Annotated in this window: 14 protein-coding genes; 9 read left to right on the top strand and 5 right to left on the bottom strand. The window is 47.6% G+C overall.

What is annotated here, in order from left to right:
- The first annotated feature begins 263 nt into the window (after positions 1-263).
- From SHEWANA3_RS15485 to SHEWANA3_RS15470, 4 genes are all read left to right on the top strand, one after another.
- A complete protein-coding gene (locus tag SHEWANA3_RS15485; RefSeq protein WP_011717807.1) occupies positions 264-1,055 on the top strand; it encodes an SAM-dependent methyltransferase in 792 nt (263 codons plus the stop codon).
- A gap of 44 nt (positions 1,056-1,099) precedes the next feature.
- Positions 1,100-1,312 carry a hypothetical protein gene (locus SHEWANA3_RS15480; protein WP_011717806.1) on the top strand — a complete coding sequence of 71 codons (213 nt, stop codon included), beginning with the start codon at positions 1,100-1,102 and terminating at the stop codon, positions 1,310-1,312.
- Positions 1,313-1,375: 63 nt separating this feature from the next.
- On the top strand, positions 1,376-3,103 hold the full coding sequence (locus SHEWANA3_RS15475) for a GGDEF domain-containing protein (RefSeq protein WP_011717805.1): 1,728 nt from the start codon (positions 1,376-1,378) through the stop codon (positions 3,101-3,103).
- Positions 3,104-3,326: 223 nt separating this feature from the next.
- The gene (locus SHEWANA3_RS15470) at positions 3,327-5,096 is read left to right on the top strand and encodes a monovalent cation:proton antiporter-2 (CPA2) family protein (RefSeq protein WP_011717804.1); all 1,770 of its coding nucleotides are present in this window, start codon (positions 3,327-3,329) and stop codon (positions 5,094-5,096) included.
- A 68-nt stretch (positions 5,097-5,164) separates the two neighbouring features.
- Here SHEWANA3_RS15470 and SHEWANA3_RS15465 read toward each other — a convergent pair whose 3' ends face one another.
- Positions 5,165-7,636 (bottom strand): TonB-dependent receptor, encoded by a 2,472-nt coding sequence (locus SHEWANA3_RS15465; RefSeq protein WP_011717803.1) that lies wholly within the window; start codon positions 7,634-7,636, stop codon positions 5,165-5,167.
- 835 nt (positions 7,637-8,471) lie between these two features.
- Between SHEWANA3_RS15465 and aceB the strand changes: the two genes are divergently transcribed.
- The 3 genes from aceB (at position 8,472) to SHEWANA3_RS15450 (ending at position 12,330) form a co-directional block, all read left to right on the top strand.
- Positions 8,472-10,121: a malate synthase A gene (aceB, locus tag SHEWANA3_RS15460; protein ID WP_011717802.1), complete on the top strand. Its 1,650-nt coding sequence runs from the start codon at positions 8,472-8,474 to the stop codon at positions 10,119-10,121.
- A 143-nt stretch (positions 10,122-10,264) separates the two neighbouring features.
- A complete protein-coding gene (aceA, locus tag SHEWANA3_RS15455; protein ID WP_011623517.1) occupies positions 10,265-11,587 on the top strand; it encodes an isocitrate lyase in 1,323 nt (440 codons plus the stop codon).
- A 374-nt stretch (positions 11,588-11,961) separates the two neighbouring features.
- Positions 11,962-12,330 (top strand): hotdog domain-containing protein, encoded by a 369-nt coding sequence (locus SHEWANA3_RS15450; RefSeq protein WP_011623516.1) that lies wholly within the window; start codon positions 11,962-11,964, stop codon positions 12,328-12,330.
- 37 nt (positions 12,331-12,367) lie between these two features.
- Here the strand turns inward: SHEWANA3_RS15450 and SHEWANA3_RS15445 are convergent, their stop codons facing one another.
- The 3 genes from SHEWANA3_RS15445 to yiaY all read right to left on the bottom strand — a co-directional run bounded on the left by SHEWANA3_RS15445 (position 12,368) and on the right by yiaY (position 15,149).
- Positions 12,368-12,613, bottom strand: coding sequence for a hypothetical protein (locus SHEWANA3_RS15445; protein WP_011717801.1), 246 nt, complete (start codon positions 12,611-12,613; stop codon positions 12,368-12,370).
- Positions 12,614-12,930: 317 nt separating this feature from the next.
- Positions 12,931-13,305, bottom strand: coding sequence for a hypothetical protein (locus SHEWANA3_RS15440; protein WP_011717800.1), 375 nt, complete (start codon positions 13,303-13,305; stop codon positions 12,931-12,933).
- A gap of 695 nt (positions 13,306-14,000) precedes the next feature.
- A complete protein-coding gene (gene yiaY / locus SHEWANA3_RS15435) occupies positions 14,001-15,149 on the bottom strand; it encodes an L-threonine dehydrogenase (protein ID WP_011717799.1) in 1,149 nt (382 codons plus the stop codon).
- A 327-nt stretch (positions 15,150-15,476) separates the two neighbouring features.
- Here yiaY and SHEWANA3_RS15430 point away from each other — a divergent pair, with 327 nt between their 5' ends.
- Positions 15,477-15,953 carry a MarR family transcriptional regulator gene (locus SHEWANA3_RS15430; protein WP_041408827.1) on the top strand — a complete coding sequence of 159 codons (477 nt, stop codon included), beginning with the start codon at positions 15,477-15,479 and terminating at the stop codon, positions 15,951-15,953.
- 58 nt (positions 15,954-16,011) lie between these two features.
- Here the strand turns inward: SHEWANA3_RS15430 and SHEWANA3_RS15425 are convergent, their stop codons facing one another.
- The gene (locus SHEWANA3_RS15425; RefSeq protein ID WP_011717798.1) at positions 16,012-16,647 is read right to left on the bottom strand and encodes a peptidylprolyl isomerase; all 636 of its coding nucleotides are present in this window, start codon (positions 16,645-16,647) and stop codon (positions 16,012-16,014) included.
- A 509-nt stretch (positions 16,648-17,156) separates the two neighbouring features.
- Here SHEWANA3_RS15425 and malQ point away from each other — a divergent pair.
- Positions 17,157-19,562: a 4-alpha-glucanotransferase gene (gene malQ / locus SHEWANA3_RS15420; protein ID WP_011717797.1), complete on the top strand. Its 2,406-nt coding sequence runs from the start codon at positions 17,157-17,159 to the stop codon at positions 19,560-19,562.
- The last annotated feature ends 12 nt before the right edge of the window (positions 19,563-19,574 follow it).

The following is a 19,574-nucleotide window of genomic DNA, read 5'->3' as shown; positions in this document are numbered from 1 at the left end:
GTGAAGATTTTTATGCTGATGATTGCGTCTAAATAAGCTGCCCCGCGGTAAATTGCGCTGAAAAACCGTAAAGTTAAGCAAAGTCGAAATAGTCATGTAGCAATGTTGTGAAAACATGGGTAAAGTTGTGAAAGTGTTTTACTTTGATGGTGTTAGCATTTTCTCGCGACTTTAGGGAGTAGCATAGGGTTTAGCGGTTGCTATCAAAGTTATGGCTTGAGTTCATCAATCAGCCTGCGGTAGTGCATTTTTAGGAGAGACCATTGGGATCACTCGTTTGTGTGGGTACGGGGTTACAGCTCGCGGGGCAAATTAGCGTATTAAGCCGCAGCTATATTGAACATGCCGATATTGTATTTTCACTCTTACCAGACGGTTTCTCGCAGCGTTGGTTGACGAAGCTCAACCCCAATGTCATCAATTTGCAGCAGTTTTATGCGCAAAATGGTGAAGTTAAAAATCGCCGAGACACCTACGAGCAAATGGTCAATGCCATTCTAGATGCGGTGAGAGCGGGTAAAAAAACCGTGTGTGCACTCTATGGTCATCCGGGGGTATTTGCCTGTGTATCCCATATGGCGATAACTCGCGCCAAGGCCGAAGGGTTTTCGGCCAAGATGGAGCCGGGGATTTCGGCCGAAGCTTGCCTGTGGGCCGACTTAGGGATTGATCCCGGCAACTCAGGGCATCAAAGCTTTGAAGCCAGCCAGTTTATGTTTTTCAACCATGTGCCGGATCCCACCACCCACTTATTACTCTGGCAAATCGCCATTGCGGGCGAACATACCCTAACCCAATTTCATACCTCGAGTGACAGGTTGCAGATCCTCGTGGAGCAGTTAAATCAATGGTATCCCCTCAACCATGAGGTGGTCATCTACGAAGCGGCCAATTTGCCAATCCAAGCCCCCCGTATCGAGCGTTTACCTTTAGCGAATTTACCCCAAGCACACTTAACGCCGATTAGTACGTTGTTAATTCCGCCAGCAAAAAAGCTGGAGTACAACTATGCTATTTTGGCTAAGTTAGGGATCGGTCCCGAAGATTTGGGCTAAATTGAAGTGTGATATTGAGTCATTATTAACAATAAGGAATAAGTATGTCTGCATTATCGGATTTTTTTACCCAGCTAGGCCAAGATGCGCTGTTAATGGAAGACTATAAACAGAATCCAGAGGCAGTGATGCGTGCCCACGGATTAACTGATGAAGAAATTAACGCTGTAATGACTGGGGATATGGAAAAGCTAAAAGTCTTGAATGGCGACCAAAATTATCAAACCTTTGTTTTAGTTAATCACGGTAATAATTAACTTATCTTGAAACGGTTGCGTTGTGCCCTATTAGCCATCTTTGCTTTGTGTTCGACAGCGTTGATGGCTAACTCTCTCGATTTTGATCAGGCACTCAATGAGCTTGATGTATTACTGCAATCTGATCTTAGCGCCGCGCAGAAAAAACTGGCCGAATATGAGAAAGAATTCAGCAAATTAACTTCAGTGCAACAAGGCCGACTGAGGATAGATAGAGCGATAGGTTATTTTTTCACAGGTGAATATGCCAAAGCGTTAGACGATCTGCATCAGGCCGAAACCTTAATCACAAGTTCTGAATTATTAGCATCGGTTTATAGCTATCAAGCCACTGTCTATATAGGGATGCGCGACTATGACAAAGCCTTATCGGCTGTCGCCAAAGCATTAGCCCTAGTTGTGAATATCGATGATATTACGATTAAACGTCACTCTTATCTAAGAATTGCCAATATTTATTCTGAAATGGACGCTTATAGCGATATGGGCCTCTATGCCAATAAGGTGTTACAACTCGCTCAGGAAACCGATGTCCGCGATATTTGCCATGCCAAATTGCTGCGGGCGATTTACTTGCTCGGTGTGAAAAGTCCCGACACCTTCGATGCCTTCGAAGATAGCCGTCAATATTGTGATGCGAAGCAATTTCCCCTTTTGGCGACTATGTCGATGAAAGGCAAAGGGATGGTTTTGCAGGAGCGGGGTGACTATTTAGGCGCGAGAGCGATTTTGCTATTAGCGTTAAAAGGGTATGAAGCTTTTCAATTTCAATTAGAAATCAGCCATGTGCATGCACTACTTGCCGAGAATTACTTTGCAACGGGTGAGCTGGTTCAAGCAAAAAGTCACGCTGTTAAGGTGCTCACATTTCCCGATGATAATAGTTATATCGAACATAAGCATATTGCCTACAAAGTGTTTGCCGAGTTGATGGCGGCGGACAAACAATTTGAGCAAGCCTATGAATACTCCAGAAAAGAGCAACATTATAATCAACTGATTTTTGACCAATCTAAGATGAAAACCCTTGCTTATCAGGCGGCTAAGTTTAATGCCGATGAGCAGGCGCGTGAAATCAACTTGCTGAATAAAGAGCGCGAACTTTACATCGCTCAGCAAACGGTAAAAGAGCGCGAGTACACTAATATGCTGATGTTTATCACCATATTAGTTGGCGGGCTGTTTTTCCTCGCGATTTTGTTAGTGGTGGGTAATTTGCAAAAACGGCGTTTTATGCGCATGGCCAGAATGGATGCTTTGACGGGCGTGCTTAACCGTGGAGCAGGGCAAGATCTGGGGGAAAATCTGTTTGTGCAAGCCGCTGCCCGAGGGGGCGATTATTGCGTGATTTTATTCGACTTGGACCATTTTAAACGGATTAATGATTCCTACGGCCATGGTACGGGTGACTGGGCGCTTAAAAAAGTCGTAGAAGTATTAAAACCCCATGTTCGCAATGGTGATGTGTTTGCCCGGATTGGCGGTGAGGAATTTGCACTATTCTTGCCTTACGCCAATGAATCTAAGGGGATGGAAGTTGCCGAACAATGCCGTCGACGACTCGAAGCCATTGATACTCATCTGTCGGGGCATAAATTTACTATCACCGCGAGCTTTGGGGTTAGCGGTATGACAAAAGAAGACTTAAGCCTAGACCCTCTGCTGCACCGTGCCGATATGGCGCTGTATGCTGCAAAATCCAATGGTCGTAACAGTGTATTCTGTTATGAGGACGCTTTAGCCTCAGATAAACGCGCCACCAATATTACCAGTCAGTTTGCAAGGCAGTAGGGGGAGGAGTTGTGTTTTCTGTGTAACTGACTGTTTAGGCTAATGTAACGCGGTTTTCTTCTTTCGCTGTTTCGCTTGTTTCTTGCGTTTTTTCGATGATTTTTAGGTCAATTTTTCACACTTTTTCCTGCCTAACTAGAGTATGATTGCCAGCGGTAGCCGAAGCTTTTTTTGCTTATGGCTATACCTATTTTTTGCCTTTCGCTAACGTTGTGGAGCCCTAATGGAAGAGTCGAGTCTGCTCACTTCTGTACTGTTATTTTTATTGGCCGCGGTGATTTTTGTGCCCTTGGGCAAACGTTTTGGCGCAGGACCGATTCTGTCTTACCTCGCTGCCGGGGTGATTTTAGGCCCCGGAGGCATGGCGCTGGTGTCTGATCCCGCCGCCGTGCTGCATTTTGCTGAGTTGGGTGTGGTACTGATGCTGTTTGTGCTTGGGCTTGAACTCAATCCGAGCAAGTTATGGGAGCTACGCAGTGCCATCTTTGGTCTCGGTAGTGGTCAGTTACTCCTTTCTTGGGCGGCAATTGGCGGTTTAGCTTGGGGGTTTGGCTTATCCATTGAGGCTGCATTAGTGGTTGGCGCGGCGTTATCCTTGTCATCGACGGCTTTTGCGGTGCAGTTGATGAGCGAACATAGACTGCTGACCACCCCGCTGGGCCGCGATGCCTTTGGGGTGTTGTTAATGCAAGATCTCGCCGTGATCCCCATGTTGCTATTAACCGCTTACCTTGCGCCTAATTCGGCCCAGATTGAGCACCATGCGGTACCTTGGTATTGGACCAGTGTGGCCTTAGTGGGCTTTGTGTTGGTAGGCAAATATCTGTTGCCGCGGTTACTTAAACTCGTTGCCAGCAGCGGGGTTCGTGAAGTGTTAACCGCCTTTGCACTATTGCTGGTGATGGGCAGTGCCGAATTGATGGAGTGGCTGGGGCTATCGGCGGGTATGGGGGCGTTTTTAGCCGGAATTATGCTGGCGAACTCCAGCTACCGACATCAGCTTGAAACCGATATTGAACCTTTTAAGGGCTTACTGCTTGGGCTGTTTTTTATGGCCGTGGGCATGAGTATGGATCTCAAGCTGTTTTTAACCGATCCCTTACTCATACTTGCGATTTTGCTGGGCATGTTACTGATTAAGACTCTCGTGCTGATGCTCCTTGGCCGTTTACGACATCATGCATGGCGCCCGAGTATTGCTCTAGGCCTTATCTTGGCCGAAGGCGGTGAGTTTGCCTTCGTGCTGCTGTCGCAGGCGCAATTATCCAGCATAGTGGATGATAAAATCGCCCAAATCTTAGTGCTCGCCATCGGTTTATCCATGGCAGTCACGCCGATGATTTTCACGCTTTTTAGAGCCACTAAACCTAAGGTGGTGGATACACGTTTGCCCGATACCATTAATGTGACTGAATCTGAGGTGGTGATCGCCGGATTTGGGCGGGTGGGGCAGATCACTGGGCGTATTTTAGCGTCATCGGGTATTCCGTTTGTGGCCTTAGATAAGGATGCCAGCCATGTGGATGTGATCCGCAAATACGGTGGTGAGGTCTATTTTGGCGATGCCAGACGTTTAGATATGTTGATGTCTGCGGGGATTGCACGCTCGCGCCTGTTGCTGCTGGCTGTTGATAATGTTGAGGATTCGATTGAAATTGCCCAGCAGGTGAAAACCCATTTCCCCCATATCAATATCGTCGCTCGGGCGCGGGACCGTAACCATGCCTATCGATTGATGAGCCTTGGGGTGACCGATGTGTTCCGTGAAACCTTTGGTTCGGCTTTATCCGCCAGTGAGAAGATTTTGCAGGGCTTAGGCTTATCGCAGGTGCAAGCCAATGAACGGGTGAAGATTTTTGCCGAGCACGATAAAAAGCTGGTGATAGCCAGCTCGGCCCATCAACATGATTTAGCCAAGCTCCTTGATTTATCCAATAAAGGAAAAGCTGAGTTGGAGTCGCTGATGCGTGGCGACCGGGAGAATGTCAGTTAAGTCAGCTGGCTAAAACAAACAAGAGAGCCGATGGGCTCTCTTGTTGTTTATGGGCTTAAGGAAAACGCTTAGAAACTGTAGCTATATTGCAGCTTCACATTACGCTCTTCGCCCGGCATACCACCGAGGAACATGGCCTTACTGTAATAGTCTTTATTGAATAGGTTGTTGATATTCAATTGTAACTTCCAGGAGTCGGTGGCATAGCTGATGGCAGAATCCACTAAGGTGTAGCTCGGCACATAACCATCAGGGATACCAAATGAGCTTGAGTGTGTGCTTCTATCATCCACATACTTGGCACCTAAACTCAGCTCAATAGGGCTTGATAAGGCAAACCAGTCTGCACCATAGGTTACCCAAGCACTGGCTGTCACATAGGGCACACCTTTTTGACGGCTGTCGTAGTTGGCTTTGTCATTCGGGTTTTGTTTATCCCTCGCATCCTGATACATGCCGTTAAGATTGATGCGCCAGTTATCGTTTAGATGGGCATTGAGATCCAACTCGACCCCTTGGGTATCTTCGCTGCCATCGTAAAAGTACACCGGCACCTCGGCACCTGACACACCAGCGTTATAGTCTGGGTTGGTGTAAGGCACATTTGTGCGTGAGCTTTTAAAGAACACCAGTGAGGCCAACATTTGATCATCAAAGGCTTTAAAGCGCATACCGAGATCGTTACTGACGGATTCTGAGTCTTCGCGGTCGGTATTTTCCCCTGTGATTGAGCCTAAGATGCTATAGGCGGTGCGGCCCTTTGAGTGATTGACGAAAAACGATAAATCGTCAATGGGCATATAGGTTAAGCCCAAGTTGTAGGTCACACCGTTATCTTTGCTATCTTCCTCAGGAGTGGGGCTGGCTTGACTCGCGCTGTAGCGCTCATCCACACCTAAGTGCTCATAGCTCTGTTTGATTTCGTTAAAGGCCACGCCCACACGGGTGGTAAAGCCATAACCTAAATAACCCACATGTTGCACGCCTAAGCCCCAAGCGCTGACTTTTTTATTGTAGTTGGCGGTTTTGAGCGGATCGTAGTCGGCAAATTTACCCGTTCCCCAGTTTGGATTGCGGATATCGTAAATGTATGGCAGCGACCCACGGTAAATCACTTCGCCTTGTTTGTTTTTAATGACTTGGTCTGCATCGTAAATCGAGAATTGCTCGAGGCGAATATCGCGGTCTTCGTAGTTAGCATTCACCAGCAATTCGTTGTCGATATTGCCGATTTGGAAGTCGTAACGTAGATCGGCAAAATACTGCCACGAGGTTTCTTCGGCATCGAGCTGGCGGTATTCCTGACGTCTGGCGGCAAAGGGATAGAGCACACCATTTTCAACCAGTGGCGCGCGGGGATCTTCGTTAATCACATCAGTCGGTACGCCACCAATCTTGATTTTACGCTTCCAATACACATAGTTGTAAGCCCCTGTTTGGCGGGCAAAACCTGTGGTGTAGTCGCGATATTGCAACTGCTGGTTGAGGAACAGATTATCGGTAAAGTAGATATTGTGGGTCAGCTTGAATCTTAATTCTTCACCTTCATTATCCTTTGCCATGGGAGAAATTAATCCCGCGTCACCGAAGGAATAAGGAGTTAAGCCATCACCACTGGCGAGTGATGCCGCCAATTGCTGACGCTGCTCGTCGGTTAGCTGTATGCCTTGACCATTAGGATCGTTTATCAAATCTTGCCAAGTGACTTCACCAGCGGTTTTACCTCCGACAGAATCGGCATTGTAGATACGGATTGGATGGCCGATGGAGTCAACGGCAATGGCGTCTTTGATATACGCGCCTGATAGCATCAGATCTTGGCTATCACTTAATACCCACTTGAGTGAGCCGAACACTTCATCACGGTCGGCGCCTAAATCACGGTAGCCTTCACTGCGGGCGGTTTTGGCGACTAAACGATAAGCAAGATCATCTGTGATCCCCCCCGTGCTATCGATGGCGAGCGAGTAGGTATCCCACTGGCCAACTTCAGTGGTGATTTTGTGTTTGGATTCAAATTGCGGTTTCTTTTCAATCAGGTTGATCACGCCGCCCGCGCTGCCCATGCCGTAGAGCCCAGTCGCTGGCCCTTTTAAAACTTCAACGGATTCCACATTAGTTAGGGAGCGAGTGGGGTTAAAGGTGTTGCCAAGGCCGGCACCGCCATACATGCCGTCATAGGTATAGTTTGCGCCAAGACCGCGAATAACCAAGTTATCCCCAATGCCGTAGTTATTGCCTGCTTGAGTCACCCCGCTGATATTGCGAATCAAGTCCTGCAGATTATCGACTCCTTGGCTGTTAATCAGCTCCTGGTCAACGATAACAACCGCCGCAGGGGTTTCCATTAAGGACATATCTGACTTAGTCGCCAGCCCTGAGTTTTTCACCACAGAGTTTTGTCTGCCGTATACCGTTATGCGTTCGACGTTTTCATCGCGAGCGGAAGGTGTGTCATCGGCGTAGGCTGTGTGTGGTAAAGCACTGAGGCAGGCGAGTGCAATAAGTGATAAGCGAAATACAGGCTGTAATACTGGCATTGAAAGTCCCCCAATCAGAAAGGTCGCGAATGATAATGATTTTCATCTACTTTGCAACCCCTTGTTTGGCGCTTAAAAGACCATGAACCTTGGTTATCTTTACATACGAAATACGGTTAACTGGGTTGGGGATAAAGACCTTCACTATCACCTGTTGCCCTCATTTGAAGCAACACAGGGTCAGAATTCTAATTTGTTTCATTTTTTTTATAAAAAAGTGATTTATTTTTTGGGTTAACCATATCGACTCGGGTTTTTGATCGAGAAACATAACCCGTGATCCCTGTCACTCTCTCTCTATTGGCTTGACTGTTTACGTAAACGTAACAATTAAACGATTGTTTAAATTTTTAATCTGTTTCTATTTTGTTAATTGCTTGGTTTTGTTGATTTTTACCGCTTTCCTCCGGGTGGAGTTCAAAACGCGCACAGGTTTCTACTTAGGTCGAATAGGTCAAAAATGCTGTATATTTAAATTTTCAATTGGTAATTAAATTACGTATAAAATTACACTGAGATTTGAGTGGTAAAGTTGTCTGACAAATTTCACGATAAGAAAAAACTCATTTAGCTTAAATTTTTAAAGTTTTTATTTATCAGGTATTTGAATTGAACTTCTTGTCTTGGTCAGACCAATTTTTAGAGGTTTTTTGGTCAAATTATTGAGCGGTTATGGCACTTTTGGATAGTTGCAAATACAAATGTTTGTCTGTAAGTTTTGGTTCTAAACGAACATTTGAATGTTTTTAGGTGAATGTTTGTACATGTTACTCATGTCTTTGCTGGTAACGAGTCGTAAACGAGCAAAAGGTTAGCCTCTTGGGAGGGCGAGAAGATGACGGAACACACTTTAGGTGAACAGCAATTGAATTCGACACAGAATAAGGCCACTGCGAATGGCACTCTGGCCTTAGTGGGAAATACCATACCAGGGCAGGAGGTGATTTTTACCGAAGGCGCGCTGGCGTTGCTTGAGTCACTTTGCCGTGAATTTGCGACAGAAGTGCCCACCTTACTCGCCAAACGTAAAGATAGACAAGCGCGTATTGATAAAGGGGCTTTGCCTGACTTTTTACCCGAGACTCGCGCTATTCGTGACGGGGCATGGAAGATCCGTGGCATTCCGAATGACTTACTCGATCGCCGTGTTGAAATCACCGGTCCCGTCGAACGTAAGATGGTGATCAATGCACTCAATGCCAATGCCAAAGTGTTTATGGCGGATTTTGAAGACTCCTTAGCACCGAGCTGGCAGAAAGTGGTTGAAGGTCAGATTAACCTGCGTGATGCCGTGCGCGGTGAGATTGAATACACAGCGCCTGAAACTGGTAAACATTACAAGCTAGGCCCAAATCCTGCGGTATTAATCTGTCGTGTGCGTGGTCTGCACTTAAAAGAGAAGCACGTTGAATTTAACCAGCAGTCCATCCCCGGCGCGTTATTCGACTTTGCGATGTACTTTTACCATAACTATCGCCAATTGCTGGCGAAGGGCAGTGGTCCTTACTTCTATATTCCTAAACTCGAGAGCCATATCGAAGCGCGTTGGTGGGCAAAAGTGTTTGCTTTTGTTGAAGAAAGATTCTGCCTACAGCCTGGCACAATCAAATGTACTTGTTTGATTGAGACCTTACCCGCGGTGTTTGAAATGGACGAAATTCTCTATGAATTACGCTCAAACATTGTCGCGCTCAACTGTGGTCGTTGGGACTATATCTTCAGCTATATCAAAACATTAAAGCGTCATAGCGACCGCGTTTTACCGGATCGCCAAGCGGTGACCATGGATACGCCTTTCTTAAGCGCCTATTCAAGACTGCTGATCAAAACCTGCCATAAACGTGGCGCACTGGCGATGGGTGGCATGGCGGCCTTTATTCCAGCGAAGGATCCTGCTCAGAACGAAACCGTGTTGCAACGAGTGCGTAAGGACAAAGAGCTTGAGGCGCGTAATGGCCACGATGGGACTTGGGTCGCTCACCCGGGTCTTGCGGATACGGCGATGGGGATCTTTAACGAATACATAGGCCAAGATCATCAAAACCAATTGCATATCACCCGTGATGTGGATGCACCGATCCTCGCCGCAGAGTTATTAAAACCCTGTGATGGCGAGCGTACAGAGCAAGGGATGCGCCTGAATATTCGCATCGCACTGCAATACCTTGAGGCGTGGATCAGTGGCAACGGTTGTGTACCGATTTACGGATTAATGGAAGATGCGGCAACGGCTGAAATCTCCCGCGCCTCGATTTGGCAATGGATCCAACATGGCAAGTCACTCTCAAACGGCAAACCCGTCACTAAACAATTGTTTAAGGACATGCTAGTGGAAGAGTTAGCGAATGTGAAAAAAGAAGTGGGCAGTGACAGATTCACCCACGGCAAATTTACCCAAGCAGCGGTATTGCTTGAGGATATTACCACTTCGGATGAGTTGGTTGATTTCTTAACCTTACCCGGTTACGAGATGCTAACGGCTTAATGATTAGCGTTTTAATGCTGTAACACTGAATGCGTTTACATGGAATGCGTTATGGCGGTCAAACCGCCAATTAAACCAATGGGCAGGGTGAGGCTGTGGGGCAGCTTCACTTGCTACAACATCACAGAGAAAGGAGTGACACTATGACTAAGGCAACACAGACTTCACGTCAGGCACAGATTGACGCGATCAAAAAAGATTGGGCTGAAAATCCACGTTGGAAAAACGTGCGTCGCCCATACACTGCAGAGGAAGTTGTGGCACTTCGTGGTTCTATCGTACCCGAAAACACTATTGCCAAACGCGGTGCCGCTAAACTGTGGGATTTAGTCAACGGTGGCGCAAAAAAAGGTTATGTGAACTCGCTAGGTGCACTGACTGGCGGTCAAGCGGTACAACAGGCGAAAGCCGGTATCGAAGCAATTTACTTGTCTGGTTGGCAAGTGGCGGCCGACGCTAACTTAGCGGGCACTATGTACCCAGACCAATCTTTATACCCAGCAAACTCAGTACCTGCAGTGGTTGCACGTATTAACAACTCTTTCCGCCGTGCTGACCAAATTCAGTGGAGCAATGGTGTTAATCCGGAAGAAGAAAACTTTGTCGATTACTTCCTGCCGATTATTGCCGATGCGGAAGCGGGTTTTGGTGGCGTACTGAATGCGTTCGAGTTAATGAAGTCGATGATCGACGCAGGCGCCGCCGGTGTGCACTTTGAAGACCAATTGGCCTCTGTGAAAAAGTGCGGCCATATGGGCGGTAAAGTATTAGTACCGACCCAAGAAGCGGTACAAAAGTTAGTTGCGGCGCGCCTTGCAGCCGACGTGAGCGGTGTTGAAACTTTAGTTATCGCTCGTACCGATGCGAATGCGGCGGATTTATTGACCTCTGATTGCGACCCATACGATCGTGACTTCGTGACTGGCGAGCGCACCAGTGAAGGTTTCTACCGCGTGAAAGCGGGTCTGGACCAAGCGATTTCTCGCGGTCTCGCCTACGCACCTTATGCGGATTTAATTTGGTGTGAAACCGCTAAGCCTGACTTAGAAGAAGCACGCCGCTTTGCTGAGGCAATCCATGCTCAGTACCCAGACCAATTGCTGGCCTACAACTGTTCACCTTCGTTCAACTGGAAGAAAAACTTGGACGACGCGACGATTGCGCGCTTCCAACAAGAGCTGTCGGACATGGGCTACAAGTACCAGTTCATCACTTTAGCGGGTATCCATAACATGTGGTACAACATGTTTGACCTGGCTTACGACTACGCTCGTGGTGAAGGTATGAAGCATTATGTTGAGAAAGTTCAAGAAGTTGAGTTTGCAGCAGCGAAGAAAGGCTACACCTTCGTCGCGCATCAACAGGAAGTGGGTACTGGTTACTTCGACCAAGTCACCACAGTGATCCAAGGCGGTCAGTCTTCTGTGACTGCACTGACTGGTTCGACCGAAGAAGAGCAGTTTTAAGCGAAGTCTGTTGTATAGCGAATAGGTTCTACCCGTAAGATGTTGTACCCGTAAGCCCTGTGTTTAGCTGCATTGCAGCTGTTGTCCCCCGTGCAGTTCGCCTACATGTGCTGCACGGGTTTTTAAGTCAAACCTTGTGACTTAACTTCCTACCCAGTCAATACATTGCTTGCCTGAGCTTGGCGACTCTTTGAGTCGCTATTTTTTTATCTAATTGATTATTCTGGTGCAACTCTGACTCGAGTTGGTGCAAATTTTTAACCGTTTTACAATGGCTTAATGCTATCTCATTGTTATTCAATGGCTATTTATCTTGGCCTAAATAATGCTGTGAATTGACGGTAAAACTTGGCATTCACAGTGAGGTCACCGTCATGAAATATTACAGTCGTCGTTTAGTCAAACCTGAACATTTAAATCCTGCAAATACCCTATTTGGCGGCCAGTTATTGAGTTGGATTGACGAGGAGGCGGCCATCTTTGCTGCGTGCCAGATGAAGAGCAGCAGCCATGTGACTAAGCTGATTTCCGAAATCAATTTTATGACGCCAGCGCGCCAAGGGGATGTGTTGGAATTTGGCTTGGAGCTTGTCAGCCTTGGCCACAGTTCAATCACTGTCAGTTGCCAAGTGCGTAATAAGATGACGCAAGCGCCTGTGGTCAGTATCGATAAGATGGTGTTTGTGAATGTGAATGCACAGGGGTTACCCGTGCCCCATGGTATTCGTGCCAATGCGGCCTAGGGATTGAGACCCGATAAAGCAGAGTGACGCATGGGCGTCACTCCGAATCTTCTGTCAGTTCTTCTTTGACCGATTTCACCGCATCCCGTGAGGCATGACCAATGGCTTTGGTGGTGTCTCGGGTGGCGTGGCCAATCTCTTTGGTGGTGTCGCGAGTGGCATGACCAATCTCTTTTGTCACATCTTTAGTGGTGGTGCCTATGGCGCGACCCGCATCCTTTAAATCGGCGCAGGCCGTGGTGGCCAGTAGCAGTGGTAATATTATGAGCGTGGCTTTTTTCATTGTACTCATCCTGAAAACTAACGGTTGTTAAGCAAGATACCAAATACTGCTGTACCGCGCCTTAATAATCTGAAAATCCAATCATCGAACCCAATCTTTTGAACCCAACTTTTGGAGTAGGGATAATGCATAAGTTTGCTTGAGTGAAGCTCAAATGTCTCTGGCTCAAGATAACGAGGCGGCGGATTAACGACGGTTTAAGAATGGTTTGATTAACAAGGTGAGTAAAACAAAATGCCAGAGTATAAACTCTGGCATTGTTGCTATTTCACTTAGCGATTAATCGCTTATGTGATACATCACTCTCAAGCAAAACACTATGAGGCTTGATCGAGTTTTGCTAAACGCTGCTGATAGTCATCAATCAGGTGCTGCATAATTTCTTCTGGCGCAGCCTCGTCACAGCAGGTATCGAGGAAGATTTTAAAGGTGACGAGCGCGTGACCATCATTTTTAAGCCTATCGCTCTGCATGGAGAAGTAGGCTTCTTCATTATCGGCTTTACGGACAACAAACTTACTGGTTTCGAAGGATTTACTGCCTGAGAGTTCGTGCCATTTGGTGATACGGTTTAAGGCAATTTCACTGGATTGGTTTAATTCGATGTGATTTAACCAACTCACTGGATGTTCGGGATCTTTGTAATGCGGACATCTAACTGTGTAGTTATATACATGAGTAATTGCTGTCATAGCGTACCTACCTGTTGAGGATGTTGCTGCCATCATAGGCATCGTTTTTGAATTCGGTCAATCATTAATTGCGCTGATATCGCCCGAGTTAAATCACAGTTTTCACAAGTATTTTTGTTTAAAAATGAGTCGGTTAATTCATTTCCATTCAGTGTTATTTAGCATGAGTTTTTAACGAATATCTATGTGCTATCTCTCAGTTTTGCACTCAAATTCGTTTTTGCTTAATTACTGCGCAATAAAGCAGCAAATAAGCGACAGGATCTGAATGGCGCAGTCAGCCATTAAACAGTAGCAAATTATTGGAAAGGTGTAGGGGCGGGCACTAAAAGGGACAGAGGCCCATTCCTTAGAATGGGCCTCTGAGCTGGCTTCATCTTTTGCAGGGAAAAAGCGAACTAAAGCCAGTCTAGCGGATTTGTAACAGCATGTAACCCACCAAGATCACGTTTTTACGCTATTGGGACGATTTTTCGATCTATGGGATCCCAACTGCCGAAGATTAAGGCGCTACGGCGGTGTTTTACATTATGGCGTAGTGAAAAATTGGCTGAATCAGCCCAAAAGAAAGGCCCAAACAAGCTCCCTTGTTTGGGCCGATTCTCATGTCGTTAGCTTGCGCTAGCCGAACAACATCCTGTCAATTGGCGCGCGACAGACGGCGTTAATGCGAATGCTCTATGACGCGTTTTGGCTTATAACGCGTTAGCGAAGATCTGGCAGATCTCTTCATGGGTTGCCTGTTTAGGGTTAGTGAAACCACAGGCATCCTTTAAGGCGTTTTCGGCCAGGGTTGGAATATCTTCCGCTTTAACCCCGAGTAATGTCAGGTTTTCTGGAATGTTTACCGCAACGGATAGGGCCTTAATCGCGGCGATCGCCGCCGCTGCACCTTGTTCATCCGTCATATTGGCTACATCGACACCCATCGCCTTAGCAATATCCTTTAAGCGTTCTGGTACCACTTTGGCGTTGTATTCTTGCACATGGGGTAATAATAGGGCGTTACACACACCGTGGGGCAGGTCGTAGAAACCGCCTAATTGGTGCGCCATCGCATGTACATAACCTAAGCTGGCGTTGTTGAAGGCCATACCCGCCAAGAATTGCGCATAGGCCATTTGCTCACGGGCCTCAATATCTTGGCCTTGCTTTACCGCATTCACTAAGTTGCCTTGGATAAGTTCAATGGCCTTAATGGCGCAGGCATCGGTAATTGGGTTAGCAGCGATAGACACATAGGCTTCAACCGCGTGGGTCAGCGCGTCCATGCCTGTTGCGGCGGTGAGGCTCGCTGGTTTTTTCAGCATCAGCTCAGGGTCATTCACAGACAATAATGGGGTGGTGTGTTTATCGACAATTGCCATTTTAATATGGCGAGCTTCGTCAGTGATGATACAAAAACGGGTCATTTCACTGGCGGTACCAGCAGTAGTGTTAATGGCTACTAATGGCAGTTGTGGCTTAGCGGATTGGTCTAACCCTTCATAGTCTTTGATGCTGCCGCCGTTGGTGGCAACCAAGGCGATACCCTTAGCGCAATCGTGGGGTGAACCGCCGCCTAATGAAATCACAAAATCACATTGATTGGCTTTTAATAGTGCAAGACCCGCTTCGACGTTACCGACGGTTGGGTTGGGTTGCACGCCATCAAACACGGTTGAAGTAATGCCGTTTTGACCGAGCTTTTCGGCCACTTCACCGACCAGACCAATCTTGACTAGAGGTTTATCCGTCACGATTAACGCGCGTTTAAAGCCTAAGGTTTTGATATCTCCGATAGCGTCATTGACGGCGCCTTTGCCTAATACGTTGACGGAAGGGATAAAAAATTTAGCAGCCATAAGTCCACCTATTTGCTTGTAAATTAAATTTGTTTCTTTCTGGTGACCAAGCTACCAATTAAGGGGTATGTAAGATGTGATCTAGATCGGCTTAGGCAGTTTATTGGGGTGAAATTCCCACTAAAGTTGGAACTAGATAACTAAATAATGAACTTTTATGACAGGGATTAGGCTCGATATACGCTATGTTTTTAAAAGCTTTTTTCAGCTTATGCTTGTTTAGTTAAACTCAGATTATTATGCGATTAAATTGCCCGCCGAGGTGAGTTGTGGCTGAGTTTCTGGTAAGGTGCGGCCGTTGGGTTGATGAGGAGCACGCGAAGCACGATGGAAAAATACGAACAACTGCTGATTTCACTGCGTAGGGTGATCCGCGCTATCGACATTCATTCCCGGCAACTCAATAAACATTCAGGCCTGACGGGGCCGCAGTTGATGGTGATGCAGAAAATTGCCCAGCTCGGCGCTCCCTTAGCCAAACAGGTGGCCGAAGAAATCACCCTCAGCCCTGCCACAGTGACGACAATTATTGATAGGCTCGAAGGGCGGGGATTAGTGATCCGCAAACGCAGCGAGTCCGATAAGCGCAAGGTGCATTTACATTTAAGTGAGGCGGGGCGGGCATTATTGCAAGAGTCGCCTAAACCACTTCAAGAGCATTTTATAAAGCAATATCAAAATCTTGAAGAGTGGGAGCAGAGTCAATTGCTCTCATCGGTGGAGCGTATTGCCGCCATGATGGACGCCGATAAAATTGATGCTGCGCCTATGTTGTTGGTGGGTAAAATTCAAGGGGACGAATAATCCCCTTTCGGTGCTAATAATATAAAAGCACTGTATCTACAGTGCTTTGTTATTTTTGCTAGGCGGCGGGACAGGTCGTTTCCATCACGCTATTGATCAAAATTTCATTCACAGGTGTGTCGCTAAAACCATTGCTGGTTTTGGTTGGCACAATGCTTATCTGATCGACCACATCCATTCCTTCGACAACTTTACCAAACACGGCATAACCATAGCTGCTCGCCGAAGCATCGAGCTGAGGATTATCTAACACATTGATAAAGAACTGTGATGTCGCTGAGTCTGGCACTGTGGTTCGCGCCATTGCGATAGTGCCGCGTTTGTTGCTGATGCCGACGGCGGCCTCGTTTTTAATCGGCGCGCTGGTCGGCTTGCTTTGTAATCCCGTGGTGAAACCACCGCCTTGGATCACAAAGTTGTTGATGGTTCTGTGGAATAAAGTACCGTTATAGAATGACTTATCGACATATTGTTTAAAGTTCTTACCCGTGATCGGCATATGGGTGAGGTCGATGGCTAAGGTCAAATCTCCCTTTGTGGTGCTCATTAAATAACAGACATCGGCGCTTAAGCTCGGTGGGGTCGGATCGGGAGTCGGGATCGTTGGTGTTAATTCATCGTCGCCACTGCCGCCGCAGGCGCCAAGGGCTAAGCTCAAACTGCTGGCGAGTAAAAGTCCCGTGATTCTTTTCATATCAATTTCCTTATTTTGCATCGTTCGCCATTTATTCCTGCCACTTTGAATGATGTAAGTAGCTGTAGGTAAATGTTGCGATTAGGTGTTGTTTTTGTTTTGAACGCGCATAGTGACAGAGCGATGAACTGGAGTTCAAGATGAAAAATGCAATTGATACAAAGTGTTGCAGCTAGTTACTGATACGTGGTTTGTTGTTTGCGCTGGGGATTCAACCGATGCGATGCTTCTGGAAATACTGCTCCAAGATAAGACGCTGTTTTGCTTGCGCCATTTAAGCGCGTTGCACCTTTTTTAATCACTCCCTGCTTCAAACTAGTGCGTTTACGAGATGGCCCCGTGGGCCAAGGCTTGGGCGATAAAGGCACACATTTTATTCAAGATGCTGATTTATAAGTTTTCTTTGTTGTCACTTGGCTGACACAAATCTGTCTTCATGCTGTTATTTTGCGCTGGCATGGTTACTGCCTATCTAAGGCTATGGATGAGCAGTCGCGGGGGCGACAAATATGGGGCTGGAGAAGTTGCTGTATTTGCGGGGCGTAGGAGCAGACTTTACCGACTGCTTCGGCCAGTACATCCGCATTCCCGAGGCGGACAGGCAAGGGATTTTGACCTGTATGTTGCAGGAGAAAAATACTCAGGCCTGCGAGGCAAAGGATGAACCATTAACGAGTTTACCCAGTGGCGATGAGCTTGACGCTCAGGTATATGAACTCGATGCACATCATTGGACACAAGTGTTGCCGGCGTTTCATTGGTGCTATGTCGACGAACCTTGGGTCTGTCTGTATTTACCTCAATCTTACCGTGGCGATCTGCTGCTCACCTTTACCTGTGAGCAAGGGGAGAGGGTTATCCTCGAGGTGCCGTTTTCGGCGCTAAAACCCATTGGGGATTATCGTATTCAGGCGCAGGAATTGGCACAGTTTGGCAATAGCCCCTTTGCCAATGAGTGTCAGTACCTGCAATACCGTCTCGACCTTTTAGGTCATGAGTTTCATTGCCGTGATGCGGGCGATGCCGCTGAGCAAGATAGCAAGGCTGAGATGCGCCGTTCATGGGAAAATGTCAGCGCCGCACCAAACACATCTAACAATAAAGACAACTTAAGTGATTTATCTTGCTTGGGATTGGGGTACCACGCACTGAGCGTCAGTTTGCTTGGGCTGGCAGATGCTCAGCAAGGCCTTGCATCGGCAAGCACCTCAGCAGCAAGCAACTCATCAGCAAGCAACTCTGCCGCAAGTAAGACGACTGAATTCCATGGCACTTTTATGGTGGCACCGAGAACCGCCTATCAAGGGGTGATGAGCGCTGTAGCTCAAGGAAAGCGCCATAAACCGTGGGGTGTGAGCCTTCAGCTCTATAGTCTGCGCAGCGAAAGCCAATGGGGCATGGGCGACTTTGGCGATTTAGAGCAGCTTATCGGTTTAGTGGCCGAATATGGCGCCGATTTTATTCAGCTTAATCCATTGCATGCCTTAGATATTGCCGCGCCGGAACATCCGAGTCCCTATAGTCCCTGCGATCGTAGAAGGCTGAATCCGCTGTATATTCATTTACCTAGCGTGCCTGAATTTGAGCCATTAAAGACGGAGTTTACGGCGAAAGAGTGGCAAGAAACCATTGCCCTACTCAACGCGGAGAACTGGCTCGATTACCCCAAGGTCAGCGAGCTTAAGTACCGCGCCTTTGCACGTTTATATACTGTCTTTTGCGAACACCATTTACAGCCCAACACACCCAGGGCGCAGCGATTTGAGGATTTTGTGGCAGAGCAGGGCGCGCCGCTCAGGGAATTTGCCCAAGCCGAATCGCTACGCAGCCCAAGGGCGATCGCACAGGATGAAGGTTTTTATTTATATCTGCAGTTTGTGGCCGAAGATCAACTGCAATTGTGCCAGCTCAAAGCCAAAGAAGCGGGAATGGGCATTGGGCTTATTCGTGATTTGGCCGTAGGCGCTGCGTTGCAAGGCGTTGAGGTTCAAGCCAATTCACAGCAGTTCTGCTTAAACGCCAGCATAGGCGCGCCGCCGGATCCCTTCGCGCCGCAGGGACAAAACTGGGGACTTACGCCCCTCGATCCCGTCAAGCTAAAACAGCATCAATATCGCCATTTTATTGAACTGACTCGCGCCAATATGACCCACTGCGGGGCACTGCGAATCGACCATGTGATGGGGCTGCTGCGACTCTGGTGGTGGCCACTGGATAAGCGCCTCGGCCATGGCGCCTATGTGTATTACCCGGTCGAAACCCTGTTGGCGATTCTCTGCCTTGAGAGTCAACGTGCCCGCTGTGTGGTGATTGGTGAAGATTTGGGCCTAGTGCCGCCCGATATTATTCATCGCCTGTATCAGGCGGGGGTTTACTCCAACGAGTTGTTCTACTTCTGCAAAGACCATCAAGGCTTTAAGCCGCCGAGCCACTATAAGTTCCAGAGTTTGATGATGCTGGCAAACCACGATGTGCCGACGTTAGTCGCCTGGTGGACGGGCAGCGATTTGCACCTGAGGCGACAACTCGAACTGTTCAATACCGACGAGCAATTAGGTGAGGCCTTAGCCGGACGTGAGCAGGAAAAACACCAGCTGGCGCAGTGCTTAATCTCCCAGGGCTTATTGCCGGAGACAGATATTCAACAGGTTGATATTGAAGATTTATTAACGGCGTGGATGCCATTTGGCGCCTCGGGCAACAGCGCACTTTACAGTGTGCAGTGGTGCGATCTGCTCGGGGATCGCCATGCGGTGAATATTCCCGGCACTTGGCTCGAGTACCCCAATTGGCAGCGGCGATTGCCCATCAGCCTAAGCGAAGCTGCAGCTAGGCCTGCGCTGGCTGAGCGTTTGCAACGCATTGCTGCGGCAAGACATTTGCCAGAAACGGCTGCGCATACAGATACCCTTTGACTAAAAATGGAA

Origin of the sequence: Shewanella sp. ANA-3 (assembly GCF_000203935.1) — a bacterium.
GTDB lineage: Bacteria > Pseudomonadota > Gammaproteobacteria > Enterobacterales > Shewanellaceae > Shewanella.
This window is presented reverse-complemented; position numbering and strand designations above follow the sequence as displayed.

What these genes read in the sequence shown, in the direction of transcription:
- SHEWANA3_RS15480 (WP_011717806.1), top strand. Translation starts at nt 1,100, where the DNA reads ATGTCTGCATTATCGGATTTTTTTACCCAGCTAGGCCAAGATGCGCTG.
- SHEWANA3_RS15475 (WP_011717805.1), top strand. Translation starts at nt 1,376, where the DNA reads ATGGCTAACTCTCTCGATTTTGATCAGGCACTCAATGAGCTTGATGTA.
- SHEWANA3_RS15470 (WP_011717804.1), top strand. Translation starts at nt 3,327, where the DNA reads ATGGAAGAGTCGAGTCTGCTCACTTCTGTACTGTTATTTTTATTGGCC.
- SHEWANA3_RS15465 (WP_011717803.1), bottom strand. Translation starts at nt 7,636, where the DNA reads ATGCCAGTATTACAGCCTGTATTTCGCTTATCACTTATTGCACTCGCC.
- aceB (WP_011717802.1), top strand. Translation starts at nt 8,472, where the DNA reads ATGACGGAACACACTTTAGGTGAACAGCAATTGAATTCGACACAGAAT.
- aceA (WP_011623517.1), top strand. Translation starts at nt 10,265, where the DNA reads ATGACTAAGGCAACACAGACTTCACGTCAGGCACAGATTGACGCGATC.
- SHEWANA3_RS15450 (WP_011623516.1), top strand. Translation starts at nt 11,962, where the DNA reads ATGAAATATTACAGTCGTCGTTTAGTCAAACCTGAACATTTAAATCCT.
- SHEWANA3_RS15445 (WP_011717801.1), bottom strand. Translation starts at nt 12,613, where the DNA reads ATGAAAAAAGCCACGCTCATAATATTACCACTGCTACTGGCCACCACG.
- SHEWANA3_RS15440 (WP_011717800.1), bottom strand. Translation starts at nt 13,305, where the DNA reads ATGACAGCAATTACTCATGTATATAACTACACAGTTAGATGTCCGCAT.
- yiaY (WP_011717799.1), bottom strand. Translation starts at nt 15,149, where the DNA reads ATGGCTGCTAAATTTTTTATCCCTTCCGTCAACGTATTAGGCAAAGGC.
- SHEWANA3_RS15430 (WP_041408827.1), top strand. Translation starts at nt 15,477, where the DNA reads ATGGAAAAATACGAACAACTGCTGATTTCACTGCGTAGGGTGATCCGC.
- SHEWANA3_RS15425 (WP_011717798.1), bottom strand. Translation starts at nt 16,647, where the DNA reads ATGAAAAGAATCACGGGACTTTTACTCGCCAGCAGTTTGAGCTTAGCC.
- malQ (WP_011717797.1), top strand. Translation starts at nt 17,157, where the DNA reads ATGGGGCTGGAGAAGTTGCTGTATTTGCGGGGCGTAGGAGCAGACTTT.